Annotated in this window: 1 protein-coding gene; it reads left to right on the top strand. The window is 41.0% G+C overall.

The features are described from left to right. Positions 1 to 831 (top strand): SspB-related isopeptide-forming adhesin (locus ADI76_RS10680; RefSeq protein WP_342666496.1); only part of this gene is annotated, 831 nt, incomplete at both ends.

Here is an 831-nt window from a genome sequence, read left to right as displayed (position 1 = left end):
ATACGACACAATGAAAGCGAATGTAACAGTCACAGTTAAACACGATGGTACTGCTAAAGTTCTTGTGGCAACTGTAGGCAACATTGCGGATAAAGAATTTAACAACCGTGTAACTCCTCCAGAAGAACCTAAGTTCCAACCAGAGAAATATGTTGTTTCTGAAGAGAAATTCGATATCACTGGTGACAAGCTCGTTGATGACGATAAAGAGTTGGCAGACAAGTACGCAGATACAAATGCGAACCCATATGCGGACGATGCATCAAACAACGAAAAACAAAACTTGAATACCAAGACTGTTAAACGTGGCGACAAGTTGGTTTACCAAGTATGGTTGGATACAACTAAATTCGACGCATCTAACAAGGACAACATCCAATCAGTAGGAATCTCAGATGACTACGATGAAGCTAAGTTGGAACTTGATTCTACTAAGATCAAAGCTTACGATTCAGTAACAGGCGCAGAAGTAACAGATAAATTCGATATCGCTGTGAACAACGGTGTGATCACTGCAACCCTTAAAGATGGCTTCACGAAGTCACTTGGCGACGCAGAAAACACACAAGTGATCGACACAACTAAATTCGCATTTGGACGTTACTACAAGTTCGACATCCCAACAACAGTGAAAGCTGATGTACCTGGTGGTGTGGATATTGAAAATACTGCGGCTCAAGTAGTCAACTACTACAACCCAACTACTAAGAAAGTTGAAAAACCAAGCAAACCAACTGAAAAACGTGTAAACAACGTTCCAGTTGAAGTAGAATTCAACTTCACTAAACGTTTGGAAGGCCGTGAGCTTAAAGCCAACGAATTCAGCTTCGT

The sequence above is a fragment of the Streptococcus parasanguinis genome, assembly GCF_001074805.1.
Classification (GTDB): Bacteria; Bacillota; Bacilli; order Lactobacillales; family Streptococcaceae; genus Streptococcus; species Streptococcus parasanguinis_A.
Note: the sequence above shows the minus strand (reverse complement) of the source record. Positions and strands in the feature narration are given on the sequence as shown.